A 15,676-nucleotide genomic window follows, 5' to 3' on the forward strand; every position below is an offset into this window, starting at 1 on the left:
TTTCACCCCCAAACTGATTATATCACAAAAAAGGGCTGCTCAAAGCAGCCCTATAATTTGCTCAATTGCTCTTAAAACCTCTTCTGGAAGTTCATCCCTAGTACCTTTTTTTGAAAGAATGAAATCTTTTCTTTTTAAAAACGATTTTTTCAACGATTCAATATATTCCATATCCTCCATATTTGGAAGAAATCCATCAATCTTTGCAAAGTAAAAAGTCCCAAACCATTTTACCCATTCAATGTTATTTTCCACTACATCTTCAATCAATTGTATTGTTATGTGTTTTGGCACTTTTTTGTTTATAAAGTATCCGGTATTCAAAATATAACATTGAACTCCTTTTTCAAATACAAATTTAAACTTTTCATAATCCTCTTTTAACGGATAAGTTCTAAATGGATTTGCATATGGTTCAAAAACCAATGCATTTGGATCAACATCATTATCCAACTTTTCTGCAGATGTCCTTTTTGTTGTTAACAAAGCACCCATTGCCGATGCCATATTTGGAGAATCAATTTTTACAATTGGTGGTAATGTAGGATCCTTCATTAACCAAAAGATTGCATTAATAGGGCTATCAAACTTATCAACCCTATTAGATGACCAAAGCCTTGATTTTATTGCCCTTCCATTTCCATTTCTTAAATCTTCCATTACGGGAATCAAATTACCATTTTCATCTTTTGTAACGCCACAATTCTGTATAGATAATAAATATTTATTATCTTCTGAATTTGACGGATAATCTGCTGTCTTATCAAAATAAGATGGCTCAAGTGCAATAGATGATAAAGAGTTAGTTGATATAATAAATGCATCATCGTGTAAAACAGTTACATCGTATTTTGAATGTTTTGCATGAGTAAGCGTTGACTTTCCAGAACCAGACAATCCAAAAAATGCGGCTACAAAATCTGTTTTTTCATTTTTTAATATTTTTATTCCACCATGACAAGACACAAATCCATTCCTATTTGCAATGCTCCATGCAAGTGTCAAGGTTCCCTTTTTTAACTCACCAAAATATCTCATTCCAAGAATAGCAGAACAATTGTGTTCTGAATCAAAAATTGCAAGCCCTAATGGGAAATCTGGGTGTTTCCAATCAGGATCCACAAAAACATATATATCTCCTTCGTTATATCTAAAAGATTTCCTATACATACTCTCATATTCTTGAGAAGGATATTGAAAATTTAACAACCAATTATAAAGTAAAATTTCATAACCTTGAGGTATTAAAATATGATTTTTTACCATAAATTCCTCTGAAAGTCCTGAAAATGATATCCCATGGTACATCTTTTTATATCTTGTGTTATAAACCGCTTCACGGACAATTTCCAAATATTTTTTATCATCACTTGTACCTAATATTCTTCGACCTGCAGCATATCTACCCGTTACCGCACCATCATTAAATAACAATACTTTTGTGCCTCTTTCAAGTCCAAGCATTTCTGGATTGTAAACTTCCCAACCAGTCACTATAGTTCCTGGAGAATTTTTTGCAAGTTTATATGCTTCTTTAGGAGTAGTAACAAGTTCTACATTATTTCTGTAAAAAGCAGTCTCAATAGTCATTCGCATTGGTGAAAAAATAGGATTATTTACTGAAATTTCATCAATCTTAAAATATTCTCTTGTCGCCATCATATCTCCCCTTTCACAGGAAAGATTATAACAGTAAAAAAATATATATAAAATTAAATACTTAACTATTATAGTTTAATATAATAAAGGATAAATGTAATAAACTCTAATATTTGGACATAAACACTCCAATTAAAAAAATACCCCCAGTTTTTCTTTGAACCCAAAAATGAAACAATAAAAAATATCCCCAAAGTTGTAAAATAAAAACAACAAGAGTTTTTTTAGAAAAGAAAGTGCAGGAATTTAAGAAGCACATATTACCGAATGAAAGAAATGAAACTTTATGAAAAAATACGAAAGAAAAATTATCTGAAAAAACAACATTTGAAGAAACTTTAGAAGTAAAAGACTATGGAAAAATTTGTAAGTGATATAACGCATATTAAGACAAAAGATAGTTAAAGAGTGGAAGATATAAAAAAGGCTAAACAACATGGCTCCAGTGGAGTACCAAAGCCATGTTGTTTGAAAAAATTAATAAATTATTTTTTTATTTGTCCCACTTCCTAGGATAAGTACATTTAGGGGGTAAGTTTCTTTAAAGGAAGGTTACTCTTTACATCTTTCCCAATAACCAAGATCAATTGATGGATAGGCGAGTGATTTAGTGGCGGGATCTTCAATTTTAAATCCTTTAAATATGTAATTTTATCAAATTTTGTAGATGAAATTACAAAATTTCCTTTCAAAACTTGATTTCTAATTTCTTTCCAAAGAATTTTCTCCCTTTCAAGTTCAAAATCTTTCCAACCAATTAGATATAAATCTCCCATTTTTGGCTTAATAACTTTTTCTACCTTTCCAACCATTCCAATTACCATAGTAGCCGGTATTGGAATTCCATTATTTGTGTTATACAGTGAAGCATTTCCACTCGCCACACCTACACCTGAAAACTCACATGCATCTTTCAATCCTTTCATCATAGCCGCCAATCCGACTGGCTCAACATCTGGATCACCGTAATTTATACAATCGGTAATTCCAAGTGGCTCTCCACCTACAGATAAAGTTTTTCTAACACTCTCCAATACAGCTATATATGACCCCCAGTATGGACTTTTTTCACCAATATCTGCTCTACTGTGAGTCAATAGTGAATAAAAGAGCTCTGTTCCTTTAACTCTCATTACAGCAGGGCCAAACCCAGGTGGAAGTACCGTATTAGTTCCCACCATATAATCATACTGCGTATAAACTTCGCTTGCATCCACGTTTTTAAATTTCAAAGAAATATCTTTTGGAATTGAATCAACAGAAAAGTCGACAATTTCCTCTTCTGGTGCTTCCGATAATAACAAAGCTGGAACCATTAAAATGGTTTCTCCTTTATATCTTACATGATAAATTCCATCATTTGTCACTTTTCCTACAACTGCACCGTATAGTAAATGTTCCTCTGCAATTTTTAAAACCTTTTTCGCTTTTTCTTGAGAAGTTATTATTGCCATTCTTTCTTGACTTTCGCTTATTAAAATCTCAATTGGTTTCATGTCAGGTTCTCTTAACGGTAACTTTTCAAGATCTATTACCGCCCCCAATCCACCTTTAGCAACTAATTCAGAAGTAGCTGACAAAACTCCTCCGGCACCTAAATCTTGTGCTCCTTCTATTAACCCCTCTTCTAACATTTTTAGAAATGCCTCAATGAGCATTTTTTCAGAAAAAGGATCTCCCACTTGGATAGATAATTTATTTGCTCGCTTCCCATTCAAATCCTCAGAGGCAAAGGATGCCCCATGAATCCCATCTCTACCTGTAGCTCCTCCAAAAATTACAATAACCTGATCCGGTCTTGTTGCCTTAGAAGGAACTATATCTTTACGTTTTACAATTCCAACAGCCATTACATTAACAAGAGGATTATACCTATAGGCATCATTTATCCTAAGTTCTCCTCCTACTGTAGGCACCCCTATTGAATTTCCATAATCGGCTATTCCTTCTATTATGCCATCTATAACCTTATGCATATGTAACGAATCCAAAATAGCTGTAGGTCTTGCCCCCATAGCAAGAATATCTCTTATAATCCCCCCCACTCCCGTTGCAGCCCCGTTGTATGGCTCAATAGCACTAGGATGATTATGACTTTCAATTTTAAACGAAAGAACATAGTCCTCATTTAGAGAAACCAATCCTGCATTGCCGGATTCCAAACTAATTAACGGTAAAGATTTTATGTATTTTTTTGTATGAGAGTAACCACAATGCTCACTCCACATTACAGTAAAAGCCTCTTTTTCTGCAAGTGTTGCTTTTCGATTTAACTTTTTCTCTAAAATATCTATATATTTCATATATTACCACCTCTAATGTATTCAAAAACAGATCTGAACAGTTTTAGACCATCTGTACTTCCCAAATACTCATCTACCGCTCTTTCAGGATGTGGCATCATTCCCAATACATTTTTCTCATATATTCCCGCAATAAATTCATCCGAACCATTTACATTTTCTGTGTATCTAAACACTACCTTTGGATTACTTACAGAAACATATCTTCCAAAACCATGGGCTATAGGTAGTCTTATTTTTTCACCTTTTTTATAGAATAAGGTAAAAGGAGTAGTATTATCAACAACTTCCAGCTCTACAAACTTACAAATAAACTTTCCAGATTCATTTTGTAAAAGTGCTCCAGACAGCAATCCCATTTCCACTAAAATTTGAAATCCATTACATATTCCAATAACAAAACCTCCATTTTCCACAAATTCTTTTACAGAACTAGACTCTCTTGCAGAAACTGCTCCAGGTCTTAAGTAATCCCCATATGAAAATCCCCCAGGCAAAACAACCAAATCTAGATTATTTATATCATCTTTTGGTGAAACATAATAAGTTTTAAATCCAGCCAAATTTAAAGCATAATACGCGTCTCTATCACAATTTGAACCCGGATAAACTACCACACCGGCCTTCATTCTATCTCCACCTTATACTCCTCTGTCACAGGGTTTACTAAAAGTTTTTCACAAGCTTCAATCACCTTTTTTTTGGCTTCTTCTTTATCCTTTGCTTCAATTTCACCATGTATAGATTTTCCTATTCTTATACTATCAACGGGTATGTTATTTTCTTCCCTTAATACTCTTGCAATCGTTTCTCCCCGTGGATCCCTTACATTACTCTTATATTGTATATCTACAATAAATTTAAACTTTTGCATGCGTTTAAAACCTCCCTATATTTTTCAAGAGGATCTCCTAAATTCTTTCTGTACACATCTTTATCAAATATTTCTTTAGTTTTCCTAAGTCTTAATGTATCGGGAGAAATTTCATCTCCAAGACAAACCTTTCCATTTTTATCTAGACCATATTCAAACTTCATATCCCACAAATCAAATCCAATTTCTTCAAAAAAGTTTTTTAATTCCAAAGCTATTTTTTTTGTAATATTTTTTATTTCCTTCACTTGCTCCTTTGTACATAATCCAAAAAGCACCAAGTGTTCATCACACACCATGGGATCATGTTTAGTATCGTCCTTAATAAAAAATTCAACAAGAGGTTCTTTTATCTCTTCTCCTTCATCTCCCCCATACCTTCTTATAAAAGATCCCGCCTTTTTTAATCTAGCAACTACTTCAATTGGAAACATTTTCAACGGCACAGCTTTTATTCTATTAGGTTTTTCAAAATCCAAAAATTGCGTGTAAATCCCCTTATAATTTAAATATTTCATTGCTATTGCCGTTATCTCCGCACAAATAGATCCTTTACCTGCTAAAATACTATGTTTTTCTCCATCCCCCGCAGTAATATCATCTTTAAAGTTCAAAATAACATAATCCCCATAATTTTCAACTATTTTTGTTTTTCCCTCCATATAGTTTCCCCCTTAGAGATACTTCCCCACAAGCTTTGAGCGGTATTCTTTTAACTTTTTAGATAAAACCTCGTCGGTTAACGCTAACATTTCAACTGCAAGCATAGCCGCATTCTTCCCCCTGTTAATCCCCACAGTTGCAACTGGAATATCATTGGGCATTTGAACAATTGAAAGTAAAGAATCTAATCCCCCTAAATCTTCCGACTTTACAGGAACACCTATGACAGGTTTTAAAGTTTTAGAAGCAATAACCCCTGGTAAATGTGCAGCCCCTCCTGCGATAGCAATATAAACTTTTATACCATCTCTTTCACACTTTCTGATAAATTCATCCAAAAGTTCTGGCGTCCTATGAGCAGATAAATACTTTACCACATACTCCACTTTAAACTCATCCAAAATAGATACTACCTTATCAACCACATAAGAATCACTCTTACTTCCCGCAACAATGACAACCAAACTAACACCCCCTAAAAAACAAAAGGCCTCTACCGTAAAACGGTAGAAGCCAATATTCATATTTAATTCCTAAAAAAACTAAAATTAAAGACATTTTCTCATCTCCTTTTTGGCCTCACTGGACCAATTTAAAGGTTACATTATCAGTATATCATGAAAAAAAACAAAAGGTCAACACTTTAGAAGTTACAAATTAGTTAAAACAGAAATATACTTACTAACATCATCTGGAAAAACTGTAACCACTCTTCCAAGCTTTGAATATCTTGTAGCAACCAATGCATTGGCAGCAGAAGAAATTCCTACATTTAATCCTAAATTTTTATTCAAGTAACCAAACATCTCAAACACTTCTTCATCGGAAACTGTAACTATTTCATCTATCACATTTAAATCTAAAATATCTGGTATAAAGCCTGCACCAATACCTTGTATTTTATGTTTTCCTGCAGGTCTTCCAGAAAGAACTGCTGAACTTTCTGGCTCAACAGCAACAATCTTAACTTTATCACCAAAAATACTTTTCAACACAGTACCAACACCTGTTATAGTTCCACCCGTTCCTACACCCGCAACAAACACGTCAACATCAAACTTCATTTGTCGTAAGATCTCCGGCCCAGTTGTTAATTTATGTGCCAAAACATTGTATTTATTTGAAAATTGATTTGGCATATATGCTCCTTTTTCATTTACAATTTCTTTTGCCTTCTCAATTGCCCCTTTCATACCTTTTTCACCCGGTGTTAAGACAACGTCTGCTCCAAAAGCTCTCATCAAATCTATCCTTTCCTTTGTCATAGTTTCCGGCATTGTAAGTATTACATCAAATCCTAATTTTTTCCCAATCCAAGCAAGTGCAATTCCCGTATTTCCACTAGTAGGTTCAACAACTAATTTTGTCTTTATCCCATCTTTCAAAGCTCCTTTTAACATAAAAAATGCGGGTCTATCCTTAATACTACCTCCTAAATTACTTTTCTCTAACTTTGCAAAAAGATTTAACTTTTCAATATATATCAAAGGTGTACTTTCCACCATACACTTTATCCTCCTTTTATATAATCCATTCTATTTTTTCAATTTTTTCATACACATTTTTTGCGGGCACCCCTACAAAAGTTGTTCCACTTGGAATGTCCGCAAGCACAACAGAATTAGCTCCTATCCTTGCATCATCACCTATTTTTACAGGTCCTAAAATTTTTGCCCCTGCACCTATTAAAACATTTTTTCCAATATCAGGATGTCTCTTACCTTTTTGAATATTTCTAGCTCCAAGTGTAACACCATGATATATCAAAGTCCCCGTTCTAACCGTTGCAGTAGATCCTATTACAACTCCTATAGCATGATCAATTACAACCCCAGGTTCAATATAAGCAGCAGGACTTATATCTGCAGAAAATAAAATCTTTGAAATATAATGAACCAAAAAAGCAAGAAATTTTAAATCATATTTGTAAAAAAGATGTGAAAGTCTGTAAAGAACCAATGCCTGAAAACCGGTATGCAAAAAAATTTGGTAAACTTTCTCAATGGAAGGATCTTTTTTGGAAAGCTCCTTTCTATCTTCTTCAATAGCCTTAATAGTATCAATAAAATCTCTTATAAAACTACGCACCCCATAAATCTTCACCTCCACTTAGAAAATACTAATTTAATTATACCACACTTCATTTTTTTGTAAACAAATCACTCCTTAAAGGTGCACTACTCAAAAAACTTCTTTATTTTTTCTAATTTCTGCACACTAAATTTCAACCCACCTATTCTATTTCTTGATAACCATATTTCCTTAAATTCACTGATTAACTTTTCCAATCTTATTTTAAATTCTTGCTTGGTAACTTTAGGAAGTTCCCTTATAGTTCTCATAGCTAACTTCTTCAATGCTATTATTATTTCTAAAGATAAAATAGAAAATTTTATAGAATTTCTTAACTCCTTCTTTATTAATTCATCATGCACATGTTTTGTAAATTCATACTTTTCCTCTAAAAATTTCTTTGTATTTAAAAGTTTTTCTAAATCAAGGTCTTTTAAAAACTCATATCTGAGTTTTTCAGGATAAATATAAACAAGTGCAAAAATGGTTGAATTCGGAAAATCAACATCTGTTAATTTATACGCATTTCCCATATCTACCAAAAGAATCGCTGTTTCCTTTCCAAAATAAAGCTTGAGAAAATCAAAAACATCCAAATCTTTATTTTCATTGAATCCCCAAGATAAAGCACTTGCATAAAAAATCCCGGGATATGAAATGGGAATATGTTGCCAATGACCATTATCTCCCCAATCAGCTAACATAATCCCTTTAGCTTTATATTTTAACCCATTTTCCACGGCATTTTTAATGTTCAAAATTGCATTTTCAACTCGCCCCAAAAACGAATTCCAACTAGAAGTCCCAGGACAAACGTAAAAATCAAACCCCTTAAATAATTCGCATTCTCTGTCAAATTCATGTGTTTTTTCATATCCCCAAATCAAATAAATTACATCTTTGGGAAGTTTTTCAAAAAGCTCTGGATGGTATTTTAATATATCCGCCCACATCATCATTCTTTTCCCATGTTTTTTAACCAATTTATGTATCTTTAGAATAAAATCCAAATAAACTTTACCTTTTCCGTATTTTTCACATAAAACCTTTGATTTTCCTTGACAAAGATCAAAAGTTTCATCTCCATTTATATTAAAATACTTACTAGAAAAATGAGGTAAAAGCTCGCTATAAAGCGAATCTAAAAACAATATCGTGTCTTTTACAGCAGGAGAAAGGGTAAAAGGTTTGGAATAATGTTCTCCCCAGGGTGTGTCAAACTCAAAAGTCTCAGCCATATAACTGTACTCATTGTGTATCAACCATTTTTCCATATGTCCAAAAGAAGCCTGGTTTGGGATTAATTCAATAAAACGTTCTTTACAATATTTATCTAAAATTATGATTTCATCCGCAGTTAATGGCGAATATTCTTTCCAAACCCTTTCGTGATTTTGATATGCAAAAGTGTGTTCAATATAAAGTTGAAGCTGATTGTACTTCAATTGTGCTAATAGGTCAATAAGTTCAAAGAAAAAATCCATTTTTGGTACCTTATCCCTGCTTATATCAAGCATAAATGCCCTATTCTCAATATCTGGCCAATCCTTTATTTCAAGAAAAGGTATTTTATTTTCAAAGTTTTTCACAATCTGCATAAAGGTCATAAACCCATTATGAATTCCTGCGTTATTATTAGCAACTATAAAAATTCCGTCTTTATTAATTTCTAGAATATATCCATCTCTTTTTTTTATCTTATTTCTATCTATTTTCGAGTAAATAAAAACTTTCCTTCCCATGTATAACGTAATATTAACGGTTATACCATTTTTATTTAGAAGTTCTTTTACCATATTTGCCGATGAAAAAAGTGATTTTGTAGGAATAAAAATGTAACCACCAGATTTTATTTCATAATACCCATTTTTAATCTTTAACTCTTTAGGATTTGGAACCAACAACATATAAATCACCTCTTAAAAAGACATTTATAATAATATTATATAACAAAAATCATACATCAAAAAGTGATATAATATTAAATAGGAAATGGAGGAGAAAATTTGGAAAAATTCTTTGTAAATGTGGAAATTGGAAGTATAATTTTATACGTTGAAGATAATAAAGTAACCAAAATCAAACTTTCAAACAAAATCGAAGAAGAAGAAGAAGAAACTCAGGATAATATTTTCACTCAACAAATAATTGAATACCTAAATAGAAAGAGAAAAAAACTGGATTTTGATGTAAAACTATCTAGTGGAAAAGTTTTCAATAAAATTTGGGAGTTTGTTAAAAATATACCTTATGGTCAAACGATGACATATGGCAAAATTGCAAAAAAATTAGATGTAAACCCAAGAGTAGTAGGATTTGCCATGAACAAAAACCAACTCCCAATATATATTCCATGTCATAGAGTAATTGGAAAAAACAATATAGGCGGATTTAATAGCGATTTGAAATGGAAAAAATATCTTCTTGAATTGGAAAAAATTACAAATTGGAGGTAATTATGAAAGGTGCAGGAAAATACAGAAAAACTTTTATAGAACCATTTATATTGCTAATTATAGCAGAAACTCCTCTACATGGATACGAAATCGCAAATAGACTCTCAGAATACGGGATAGAACTTACTGGATTGGGTCAAATGGGAAACTTATATAGAATTTTATCAAGACTAGAAAACGAAGGTTTTATCATATCTAAATGGGATTCAAATGCTCAAGGCCCTTCAAAAAAAGTTTACAATATAACCAACAAAGGAATTGAACAACTCAAACTAAATAAGAAAGAATTAACAAAGATTAAAAACATTATAGAAAAATTCATCACAAAAGTTTCAAAGTTTGAACTCGAATAATTGTTCTTGACATATACATAATAGAATACTATAATAAAATTGAATATATATGCAATATATATATAACAAAAATGTCTTCATAAGGGTATATGGTACTTTTTATTGTGAATTTATTCACCTAGATAATTAAGGAGGGATTGATATGAAACAGAAATACAATGTAATAACAATAGGCGGAAGTGCAGCGGGAATTGTAGCGGCTACGACGGGAAAATGTTGTTATCCAGACAAAAGCTTTCTAATGATTAGGAAAGAAAAAGATGCAATGGTTCCATGTGGTATTCCATACGTTTTTGGATTTTTAGGAACAACGGAAAAAAACATTATTCCACTAGCTCCTATTGAAAAAGCAGGGATAGACTTTTTACAAGATGAGGTAATAAAAATTGACAGAAAGGAAAAGAAAATATTCACAAAGAATGGTAATGAATTTGAGTATGAAAAGCTAATACTTGCAACAGGATCAAAACCATTTATCCCGAATATTCCAGGTAAAGATTTAGAAAACGTATTTTACGTTCCAAAAAACAAAGAATACCTTGATAAAATGTTAGAAGCATTAAAAGGATTGAATAAAATAGTAGTTATAGGTGCAGGCTTTATTGGTGTAGAGATATCTGATCAATTAGCACACATTGGAAAAGATGTTACACTTGTTGAAATTTTGCCACATATCTTGGGTAAAGCCTTCGATAGCGATATAGCAAGTATAGCCCAAAAAGAACTTGAAAGTATGGGAATAAAAGTACTAACCAACACAAAAGTCACAGAAATTACAGGTTCAGATAGAGTTGAAGAAGTAAAATTAGAAAATAATGAAATCTTAAAGGCAGATGCAGTAATTTTTGCCACAGGATACACCCCAAATTCTGAATTAGCAAAAAATATGGGATTAGAATTGAATAAATACAATGCAATTAGAGTTGATAGTTATATGCGTACTAGTGATCCAGATATATTTGCAATTGGCGATTGCGCACAAAAGGTCGACTTTATAACAAGAAAAAGTGTTTCTATAATGCTTGCTTCAACTGCAACTTCTGAAGCAAGAATTGCAGGGATGAATTTGTATAAACTCTCAACTGTAAGAAGTTTTCTTGGAACTATAGGAATCTTTTCGACAAAGATTGGAAACAAGGTTTTTGCCTCCGCAGGTTTAACCGAAGAAGAAGCCTTAAAAAACAATTTTGACGTCAAAACAGGATACTTCGAAGGTGTCGACAAACATCCTGGATCTCTTCCAAATACAAATAAACAAATCGTAAAGTTGATAGTATCAAAAGAATCCGATATCATAATTGGCGGGGAAGTAGTCGGCGGAGATAGCGCAGGTGAACTTATAAATGTTATAGGAATGGCTATACAAAAAAATACAAGTATTACAGAATTATTCATTTCCCAAATTGGTACACATCCTCTTCTAACATCGGCACCAACAGCTTACCCATTAATTAAAGCCGCACAAAACATTCTTATATCTAAATAAAAAAGTAGCCCGTCTATCTTTAGACGGGCTATTTAATATAAATGTTAAATTAAATTAATTTGACATCTTTACCCCGAGTTATTATAATGAAAGTAGATATATGTAAAATGCATATAGGAGGGTATCGTATGAAGATTGCAATATTAAGTGGAAAAGGCGGAACTGGTAAAACAACCATCTCGACAAACCTCGCGTGGACATTATCCAAAATAAAATCTGTACAATTACTCGATGCAGACGTGGAAGAACCAAATGATCACATTTTTTTCGATATTTCATTTACCCATGAAGAAAATGTAGAACTTTTACTTCCTGTTGTCGATAATAATACATGTATTAGATGTGGTGAATGTTCAAAAAACTGTCAATTTGGAGCCATATCCGTCTTTGAATCTGGAGCTATGGTTTTTGAAAACTTGTGTCATGGTTGTGGAGTGTGTAAAATGGTATGTCCTGTAAACGCCATAACTGAAAAGCCAAAAAGCATCGGTAAAATAATGCTGGGAAAAATAAATGAAAATTTAAAATTTGGGATGGGATTGTTAAACATAGGTGAGCCCTCTGGTGTCAAAATTATCAGACAATTAAAAAAACATATTGATAATAGTGCAGAAATTGTAATAATTGATTCGCAACCTGGAAGTTCATGTCCAGTTGTTGAAACACTAAGAAATGTTGACTTTGCAATTCTCGTTACAGAACCTACTACCTTTGGATTACACGATTTAAAGCTTGCTTTTGAGCTTGTTAACGAAATGAACATTCCTTCAGGCATTATAATAAATCGTGATAGTTCCAAAACAAAGATAATTGATGACTTTGCTGCAGAAAAAGGCATACCAATTTTAATGAGAGTTCCTTTTGAAAGACAAATCGCCGAAATCTACTCCGAAGGAAAATTATTTACTGAATATTTTCCGGATTATCAAGAAAAATTCATAGCAGTTTATGAAACAATAAAGGAGCTGGTAAAATGAAACAAATAGCAATAGTTAGTGGTAAAGGTGGAACCGGTAAAACAACATTAAGTTCTTCACTTGGAATTTTATTTGACAATGCAATTCTAGCAGATTGTGACGTAGATGCGGCAAATTTAAACCTAATGTTTAATTCAAAGGTATTAGAAAAATATGAATACTACGGAGGAAAAAAAGCAATAATTGATCACGAAAAATGCAATAATTGTGGGATATGTAAAAAAATATGCAGATTTGAAGCAATTGTGTTTGATGGTTCATATAAAGTTGATCCATATGCCTGTGAAGGTTGTAATGCGTGTGTAATTTCATGCCCACAAAACGCCATTAACCTGGAAGAATCATTATCTGGTAAATTTTATTATTCTACCTCAAAAACAAAAAATATAGTCCATGGAAACTTAACTCCAGGTGAAGAAACTTCAGGAGGATTGGTTGCAGAGGTTAGAAAATTAGCAATTGAAAAGGCTAAAAATCTAAAAAAAGAAATAGTTTTAATTGATGGAGCACCTGGCATTGGTTGTCCAGCAACTTCATCAATTGCCGCTACATATTTTGTCATAATTGTAACAGAACCTACTTCAAGTGGTATACATGATTTAAAAAGGATCATAGATACCGTTAGACATTTCAAAAGGGATTTTGCAATTGTAATTAACAAATACGACATTAATGAAGAAATTTCAAAAGAAATAGAAAGTTTTTGTCAAAAAGAAAACATATCAATACTGGGAAAAATTCCATTTGACGAGACTGTAGAAAATGCAATCCTTGAAAGTAAACCTATAGTTACATTTAAAGATAGTAAAGCGGCAAAGGCAATAATGGAAATATACAAAAAGTTAATTAAAATCATAAAAAAGGAGGAGGAAGCATGAAAATAGCAATCCCATCTGAAGGTAAAACTCTTGATTCAATGATCAACGATAGGTACGCAAGGGCAGAGTACATTATCATTTACGATACTGACAAAGATGAAATAGTAGAAGTTATAGAAAACGACTCATCAGAAGCACATGGTAAAGGTCCAAAAGTCTCCCAAATGCTTGTAAACAAAGGCGTTAAAGTATTAATTTCTCAAAGTGTAGGAAAAAATGCTTTTGATGTCCTTAAAGCTGCAAAAATAGATGTTTATATAACACAAAAAGACACAGTAAAAAATACAATTGAAAATTTCAAGAATGGAAAACTAGAAAAAACAGAAAGCGCAACAAATTAAGGTGATATTATGTTAGTTGCAATAGGAACAGTAGATGGAAAAACAATGAACCCAGAACATTTTGGTCACTCTAATACTTATTTGATTTACGAATTTGATGGAACAAATTTTGTAAAAAAAGAAGAAAGACAAAATCCATATGCAAAAAACCACTTACATGCAAAAGTGGATGAAATTCTTGAATTTTTAGGAGATTGCAAAGTATGGGTAGGAATGTCTATGGGAAAAAGTTCCAAAAAAAAGCTTGAAGAACTTGGATACATACCCATCACAGTGGACACGCTCGAAATAAGTAAAGCATTGGAATTAGTTAAAACGCAATTACAGGGGTGATATTATGCCATGGGTAAAGAAAGAAGATTGTGTAAAATGTAAGATTTGTGTCAATGTGTGTCCCGTGGAAAATGCTATCTTCATCCAAGACGATGGCTATCCTTTTATAAACAACAACATTTGTACAAGATGCGGCTTATGTATGGAAAAATGTCCCAAAAACGCAATCCGGCCAAACTATGAAAACCCATCACTTAGAGGTTCTGGGAAAAGAATGGGCCATCTCGGATTTGGAAGAGGTTTAGGTAGCGGAAGGAGAAAAGGATATTAAAAAAATCTCTCTGCATCTGCGGAGAGATTTTTTATATGGTATAATATTTTAAGGGGATAAAAATGCAGAAAAGTATATATTCAATTATTTTAGCTGCAGGTGAAGGAAAAAGGTATAAAAACGGTATAAAATTGCTACATACTATTGGCGATAAATTCATGTTTCAAATGGTAATAAACCTAGTAAAAGGTTGCAATTTCGATAAAAATTACATAGTTGTTAATCCTTTATGGAATTTTATAAAGGATAATTTTGTGGTTCCAGATAACTTTTTTGTTCTTAAAAACAAAAATTATAAAAAAGGCATTAGTACATCAATTAAATTAGCAATAAAAGAAATAATAAGTACAGATATTCTTCCCGAATACGTTGCAATTTTCCTAGCAGATATGCCGTTTATAAAAAAAGAAGATATAAAAACCATTCAAAAATACTGCGACGGAAAACACTTAATTATTGCTCCATTTTTCAACAACAAAAAGGGTTTTCCAACTTTTGTACACAAATCCCTTTTTGGTGAAATTTTCAAACTTGAAAATGATGTAGGTATTAAGCAAATAATAAATAAAAATCCTTCTTTATTAACAAAAGTAAATTTTAATACAAATAGAATTTTAAAAGATATAGACGATTAAAGTTTACCCTTTAACTTTTTTATTTCTTCTTCAACTTCCATAGCTCCTTCGTTGTAATACTTCTCTTCATCTGGTTCAAGTTCTTTTAATAACCTTAAAAATTCACCTGCATGTACTCTCTCTTCATTTGCTATATCTATTAATACTTCCCTTGCAAGTTCATTATCCGTAGATTCTGCTAACTGCATGTAAAGTTGTATAGCTTCATACTCAGCTGAAATCATATAACGAATAGCTCTAACCAATTCATCATGAGTTAATTTCCTATCAGATTTTAACCCTGAAAATGGATTAGAAAATTCTGGCATGTTATCCACTCCTTTAAAAACAAGTTATGGTACATTATTATTATACCGCATTTAAATCTATAAACA

At 32.2% G+C, this 15,676-nt stretch carries 19 protein-coding genes; 9 read left to right on the top strand and 10 right to left on the bottom strand.

Translation table 11 applies throughout. From position 1 onward, the window contains the following. Positions 1 to 39: 39 nt before the first annotated feature. The 9 genes from AS157_RS03110 to AS157_RS03150 all read right to left on the bottom strand — a co-directional run bounded on the left by AS157_RS03110 (position 40) and on the right by AS157_RS03150 (position 9,479). Entirely contained in the window at positions 40 to 1,659 is a 1,620-nt protein-coding gene (locus AS157_RS03110) for a phosphoenolpyruvate carboxykinase (ATP) (protein ID WP_077289715.1), read from the bottom strand. 524 nt (positions 1,660 to 2,183) lie between these two features. Continuing rightward, a complete protein-coding gene (gene purL, locus AS157_RS03115; RefSeq protein ID WP_077289714.1) occupies positions 2,184 to 3,962 on the bottom strand; it encodes a phosphoribosylformylglycinamidine synthase subunit PurL in 1,779 nt (592 codons plus the stop codon). Beyond that, complete coding sequence (gene purQ / locus AS157_RS03120) at positions 3,959 to 4,591, bottom strand: phosphoribosylformylglycinamidine synthase subunit PurQ (RefSeq protein ID WP_077289713.1); 633 nt, start codon at positions 4,589 to 4,591, stop codon at positions 3,959 to 3,961. Before purQ ends, purL begins: the two co-directional genes overlap by 4 nt. After that, complete coding sequence (purS, locus tag AS157_RS03125; protein ID WP_077289712.1) at positions 4,588 to 4,836, bottom strand: phosphoribosylformylglycinamidine synthase subunit PurS; 249 nt, start codon at positions 4,834 to 4,836, stop codon at positions 4,588 to 4,590. Before purS ends, purQ begins: the two co-directional genes overlap by 4 nt. After that, complete coding sequence (locus AS157_RS03130) at positions 4,812 to 5,498, bottom strand: phosphoribosylaminoimidazolesuccinocarboxamide synthase (protein ID WP_077289711.1); 687 nt, start codon at positions 5,496 to 5,498, stop codon at positions 4,812 to 4,814. Before AS157_RS03130 ends, purS begins: the two co-directional genes overlap by 25 nt. Before the next feature lie 12 nt (positions 5,499 to 5,510). Beyond that, positions 5,511 to 5,963 (bottom strand): 5-(carboxyamino)imidazole ribonucleotide mutase, encoded by a 453-nt coding sequence (purE, locus tag AS157_RS03135; protein WP_077289710.1) that lies wholly within the window; start codon positions 5,961 to 5,963, stop codon positions 5,511 to 5,513. Between the two features lie 186 nt (positions 5,964 to 6,149). Continuing rightward, positions 6,150 to 7,004, bottom strand: a complete 855-nt coding sequence (locus AS157_RS03140) for a PLP-dependent cysteine synthase family protein (RefSeq protein WP_077289709.1) — start codon at positions 7,002 to 7,004, stop codon at positions 6,150 to 6,152. A gap of 16 nt (positions 7,005 to 7,020) precedes the next feature. After that, the gene (gene epsC / locus AS157_RS09700) at positions 7,021 to 7,587 is read right to left on the bottom strand and encodes a serine O-acetyltransferase EpsC (protein WP_077198521.1); all 567 of its coding nucleotides are present in this window, start codon (positions 7,585 to 7,587) and stop codon (positions 7,021 to 7,023) included. Positions 7,588 to 7,676: 89 nt separating this feature from the next. Then, complete coding sequence (locus AS157_RS03150; RefSeq protein WP_077289708.1) at positions 7,677 to 9,479, bottom strand: beta-N-acetylhexosaminidase; 1,803 nt, start codon at positions 9,477 to 9,479, stop codon at positions 7,677 to 7,679. A gap of 99 nt (positions 9,480 to 9,578) precedes the next feature. On the opposite strand from AS157_RS03150, the gene AS157_RS03155 reads away from it, so the two are divergent. The 9 genes from AS157_RS03155 to AS157_RS03195 all read left to right on the top strand — a co-directional run bounded on the left by AS157_RS03155 (position 9,579) and on the right by AS157_RS03195 (position 15,302). Next, positions 9,579 to 10,028 carry a methylated-DNA--[protein]-cysteine S-methyltransferase gene (locus AS157_RS03155; RefSeq protein ID WP_077289707.1) on the top strand — a complete coding sequence of 150 codons (450 nt, stop codon included), beginning with the start codon at positions 9,579 to 9,581 and terminating at the stop codon, positions 10,026 to 10,028. A 2-nt stretch (positions 10,029 to 10,030) separates the two neighbouring features. Continuing rightward, on the top strand, positions 10,031 to 10,381 hold the full coding sequence (locus tag AS157_RS03160) for a PadR family transcriptional regulator (RefSeq protein ID WP_077289706.1): 351 nt from the start codon (positions 10,031 to 10,033) through the stop codon (positions 10,379 to 10,381). Between the two features lie 142 nt (positions 10,382 to 10,523). After that, positions 10,524 to 11,867 carry an FAD-dependent oxidoreductase gene (locus AS157_RS03165; RefSeq protein ID WP_077289705.1) on the top strand — a complete coding sequence of 448 codons (1,344 nt, stop codon included), beginning with the start codon at positions 10,524 to 10,526 and terminating at the stop codon, positions 11,865 to 11,867. 128 nt (positions 11,868 to 11,995) lie between these two features. Continuing rightward, positions 11,996 to 12,844 (top strand): ATP-binding protein, encoded by an 849-nt coding sequence (locus AS157_RS03170; RefSeq protein ID WP_077289704.1) that lies wholly within the window; start codon positions 11,996 to 11,998, stop codon positions 12,842 to 12,844. Next, the gene (locus AS157_RS03175) at positions 12,841 to 13,722 is read left to right on the top strand and encodes an ATP-binding protein (RefSeq protein ID WP_077289703.1); all 882 of its coding nucleotides are present in this window, start codon (positions 12,841 to 12,843) and stop codon (positions 13,720 to 13,722) included. The genes AS157_RS03170 and AS157_RS03175 overlap by 4 nt, the downstream gene beginning before the upstream one ends. Next, positions 13,719 to 14,063, top strand: coding sequence for a NifB/NifX family molybdenum-iron cluster-binding protein (locus AS157_RS03180; protein ID WP_077289702.1), 345 nt, complete (start codon positions 13,719 to 13,721; stop codon positions 14,061 to 14,063). The genes AS157_RS03175 and AS157_RS03180 overlap by 4 nt, the downstream gene beginning before the upstream one ends. Positions 14,064 to 14,072: 9 nt before the next feature. Further along, positions 14,073 to 14,396: a NifB/NifX family molybdenum-iron cluster-binding protein gene (locus tag AS157_RS03185; RefSeq protein ID WP_077289701.1), complete on the top strand. Its 324-nt coding sequence runs from the start codon at positions 14,073 to 14,075 to the stop codon at positions 14,394 to 14,396. Positions 14,397 to 14,400: 4 nt separating this feature from the next. Beyond that, entirely contained in the window at positions 14,401 to 14,667 is a 267-nt protein-coding gene (locus AS157_RS03190) for a 4Fe-4S binding protein (RefSeq protein WP_077289700.1), read from the top strand. Between the two features lie 62 nt (positions 14,668 to 14,729). Continuing rightward, positions 14,730 to 15,302, top strand: a complete 573-nt coding sequence (locus tag AS157_RS03195) for a nucleotidyltransferase family protein (RefSeq protein ID WP_077289699.1) — start codon at positions 14,730 to 14,732, stop codon at positions 15,300 to 15,302. Here AS157_RS03195 and encB read toward each other — a convergent pair. After that, the gene (encB, locus tag AS157_RS03200) at positions 15,299 to 15,610 is read right to left on the bottom strand and encodes an encapsulin nanocompartment ferritin-likeEncB family encapsulin nanocompartment ferritin-like cargo protein cargo protein (RefSeq protein ID WP_075666256.1); all 312 of its coding nucleotides are present in this window, start codon (positions 15,608 to 15,610) and stop codon (positions 15,299 to 15,301) included. The two genes, AS157_RS03195 and encB, sit on opposite strands and share 4 nt — an antisense overlap. Positions 15,611 to 15,676: the final 66 nt, after the last annotated feature.

It is taken from the genome of Thermosipho sp. 1244, from assembly GCF_018588215.1.
Classification (GTDB): Bacteria; Thermotogota; Thermotogae; order Thermotogales; family Fervidobacteriaceae; genus Thermosipho; species Thermosipho affectus.

Bases quoted from the DNA above. Each gene is read 5' to 3' on its own strand.
- AS157_RS03110 (WP_077289715.1), bottom strand. From the start codon at position 1,659: ATGGCGACAAGAGAATATTTTAAGATTGATGAAATTTCAGTAAATAAT.
- purL (WP_077289714.1), bottom strand. From the start codon at position 3,962: ATGAAATATATAGATATTTTAGAGAAAAAGTTAAATCGAAAAGCAACA.
- purQ (WP_077289713.1), bottom strand. From the start codon at position 4,591: ATGAAGGCCGGTGTGGTAGTTTATCCGGGTTCAAATTGTGATAGAGAC.
- purS (WP_077289712.1), bottom strand. From the start codon at position 4,836: ATGCAAAAGTTTAAATTTATTGTAGATATACAATATAAGAGTAATGTA.
- AS157_RS03130 (WP_077289711.1), bottom strand. From the start codon at position 5,498: ATGGAGGGAAAAACAAAAATAGTTGAAAATTATGGGGATTATGTTATT.
- AS157_RS03140 (WP_077289709.1), bottom strand. From the start codon at position 7,004: ATGGTGGAAAGTACACCTTTGATATATATTGAAAAGTTAAATCTTTTT.
- AS157_RS03150 (WP_077289708.1), bottom strand. From the start codon at position 9,479: ATGTTGTTGGTTCCAAATCCTAAAGAGTTAAAGATTAAAAATGGGTAT.
- AS157_RS03160 (WP_077289706.1), top strand. From the start codon at position 10,031: ATGAAAGGTGCAGGAAAATACAGAAAAACTTTTATAGAACCATTTATA.
- AS157_RS03165 (WP_077289705.1), top strand. From the start codon at position 10,524: ATGAAACAGAAATACAATGTAATAACAATAGGCGGAAGTGCAGCGGGA.
- AS157_RS03170 (WP_077289704.1), top strand. From the start codon at position 11,996: ATGAAGATTGCAATATTAAGTGGAAAAGGCGGAACTGGTAAAACAACC.
- AS157_RS03175 (WP_077289703.1), top strand. From the start codon at position 12,841: ATGAAACAAATAGCAATAGTTAGTGGTAAAGGTGGAACCGGTAAAACA.
- AS157_RS03180 (WP_077289702.1), top strand. From the start codon at position 13,719: ATGAAAATAGCAATCCCATCTGAAGGTAAAACTCTTGATTCAATGATC.
- AS157_RS03185 (WP_077289701.1), top strand. From the start codon at position 14,073: ATGTTAGTTGCAATAGGAACAGTAGATGGAAAAACAATGAACCCAGAA.
- AS157_RS03190 (WP_077289700.1), top strand. From the start codon at position 14,401: ATGCCATGGGTAAAGAAAGAAGATTGTGTAAAATGTAAGATTTGTGTC.
- AS157_RS03195 (WP_077289699.1), top strand. From the start codon at position 14,730: ATGCAGAAAAGTATATATTCAATTATTTTAGCTGCAGGTGAAGGAAAA.
- encB (WP_075666256.1), bottom strand. From the start codon at position 15,610: ATGCCAGAATTTTCTAATCCATTTTCAGGGTTAAAATCTGATAGGAAA.